The 2,716-nt window shown below is 44.3% G+C and carries 1 protein-coding gene; it reads right to left on the reverse strand.

Features of this window, described 5'->3' with window-relative positions:
* Window positions 1-101 precede the first annotated feature (101 nt).
* Window positions 102-2,147 (reverse strand): type I restriction-modification system subunit M, encoded by a 2,046-nt coding sequence (locus B3N33_RS12290; protein ID WP_292593506.1) that lies wholly within the window; start codon window positions 2,145-2,147, stop codon window positions 102-104.
* Window positions 2,148-2,716: the final 569 nt, after the last annotated feature.

Genomic DNA, 2,716 nt, shown 5'->3' on the forward strand with positions numbered 1-2,716 from the left:
CGGTATCTCACCGATCCATTCAACTCCCGAGTCTTTGTAACGAGGGTATCTCTTCCAGCGTTTCGGAGCGATCTTTTCAAGGTCCTTTGTGATCTCCTCGCTCATTCGATCACATCCTTAAGAAGATCGAGAATCTCTCTTTCCACTTCGTTTAGGTCGGCCTGTATCTCTTCAAGGGATCTGGGAGGCTTGTACTCGTAGAAGTATCTGTTGAAGTTTATTTCATAGCCCACTTTGCCTGTCTTGCCGTCTTTAGGGTCTTTTATCTTCTTGTTTATCCAGGCGTCGGGCACGAAGGGTTTTACCTCTCTTTCAAAGTATTTCTGTATATCTTCTCCAAGTGGGACTGTCTCTGTATCTCTAAGCTCGGAGTCCGGTTCGGGTTTACCCTTTGAATCGAGACAAATGTCAGCCATTTCGTCCCTCTCTGAGAGCGCGTCAAGTATCGCTTTTCTTAGCTGGGCGTTGAGCTTAACTGTCGAGCTCTCGAATGCTTTGTCAAGATCGGTTTCGAAGTCGGCCTTATTCCTATAAAGACGTTGAGGAAGTGTTCTTAGGACTCTCTTTATCTCTTTTTGCTGTTCCTTTCCTTGAGTCTCTTCGAGAGAGACTTGTTCGGCGTTTTTCTTCTTTCTGCTCTTGGCAAGGTTAACAAATGCCGTCTGATCATCCAGTCTCGAAATGCGCTCATCATTTGCAAGGAAGTTAAGTCTCAGAGGTCTTTCAATCGTTATCTTCCTGAAGCCGAAGTATTCGTTGGGGAAGATCTTCGATTGCTCCTCGTTCTTGAAGTCGTTATACAGCTCGGTTATCTTGCGTATATGTTCTTCCGTGAGCTCTCTACGTTTGTTGCCGAGGCTTTTTCTCATGGGAGACCAGAGAGAGGTAGCGTCTATTAGCTGCACTTTCCCTTTTCGCTTCTCTTCTTTATTGTTGGTAATAAGCCATATGTATGTAGCTATTCCTGTGTTATAGAAGAGTTGTTCTGGCATCGCGATAATCGCTTCAAGCCAGTCATTCTCTATTATCCAGCGCCTTATTTCGCTCTCTCCACTTCCGGCGTCGCCCGTAAAAAGAGGTGAACCATTCATGATTATTGCTATGCGGCTTCCACCTTCTTCAATGGGGCGCATCTTTGAGATCATGTGCTGAAGGAAGAGGAGTTGCCCGTCGCTTTTTCGCGGAAGTCCGGCCGAGAATCGACCGGCGGTTCCTCTTGAGGCTTCGTATCTTACGGTCTTTTCGTCCTGACTCCAGTCTTTCCCATAAGGCGGATTGGCAAGTATTATGTCGAATCTGTCGTTCGGGAACTTGTCTTTGGATAGTGTCGATTCATCTCTTATGTTTTCTGCGTCTCTCCCATCGACACTCTTTATTAGCATATCTGACTTACAGAGGGCATAGGTTTCAGGGTTGACCTCCTGACCGTAGAGATAGACCTCCGTTTCCGCATTTATTTCCATGATTCTTTCCTTGGCGATCGAGAGCATTCCACCGGATCCACAGCAAGGGTCGTATATCGTTCTCACAATGTGATTTTTCTCGCGGATCTCCTTGTCGTTGTTCACCGAGAGATTGACCATAACTTTAATGACTTCTCTAGGGGTGAAATGTTCCCCGGGGTTTTCGTTGAGCGCTTCGTTGAATCTGCGGATGAGGTCCTCAAATACATAGCCCATTGTAAGATTGTCAACTTTGTCGGGATGAAGATCTAGATTGCTGTCGTTGAATCTTTGCATAACAAGATACAAGAGACCAGATTGATCGAGCTTTTCAATAGTTCTGAAGAAGTCGAATTTCTCCATTATTTCCCTAACATTTGGACTGAAGGAGTTTATGTAGGCAGTCAGATTATCTCTCAGATTTTGAGCGTCATCCAGAAGGGTTCTAAATGTGTAGCGAGATGTATTATAAAAAGCATAGCCCGAAGCCTTTCTCAGCTGGGGATCTCGATTTTCTATACCCTTTTCGCTTAGCTTCTTTGACGTCTCGAGAACATCTTTCTTTGTGCCTTCAAGAACAGAATCCAAGCGCTTTAGCGTGGTGAATGGAAGAATGACATCCTGATACTTCCCTCGCTTGAAGACATCTCTTATTAGGTCAGCTATACTCCAGATGAAGTTGGATATTTCGTTGAAGTTGGTCATGTTATCCTCCGTTGATTCATTGTGATGGATCGGTACCAATGTATTGTTCTCTATACCCTAACGGTTCGCTTTCTGCGTCTGTTTTATCCGAAACTTTTCTCTGAGATACTTCAGAGAAATGGATTACTTATCTTCGCTTTACAATTTCTCAATCTGCCTCTTGAATCACTATCTGAATACCTGAACCTTAGAAAACTGTTCTCGCTTCCTGTGCTCGTTCTTCGCATGTGTGTTGTTTACAGTATATGTCTATTCGGCTGCTTCTTGCGACGTGTGTAATGGACGTAACTGCCAGAAGTAGAGCTCAGAGTTGCGAAGTTGATCAGATGCGTCTGTTGACTATTATATTCATTGTTACAAAGAAAACCAAATGCAATGGTTTACGTATCAAAAAACCCCGGTCATTTCCGGGGTTTCTCATGGCTTTTGTGTGTGTTCTTAAGGTTTCAGAACAGTCTTAGTCAATTTCGCAACAAAGGCTGTTCTTTCATTTCCGATCTAACGCACAGCTACTTTACCAGCACCTTCATCGCGGTCTTCCAAAGTCCCTTGTTCAGGAACATGACGAC

Origin of the sequence: Mesotoga sp. UBA5825 (assembly GCF_002432955.1) — a bacterium.
In the GTDB taxonomy this organism is placed as follows: domain Bacteria; phylum Thermotogota; class Thermotogae; order Petrotogales; family Kosmotogaceae; genus Mesotoga.

Bases quoted from the DNA above. Each gene is read 5' to 3' on its own strand.
- B3N33_RS12290 (WP_292593506.1), bottom strand. From the start codon at position 2,147: ATGACCAACTTCAACGAAATATCCAACTTCATCTGGAGTATAGCTGAC.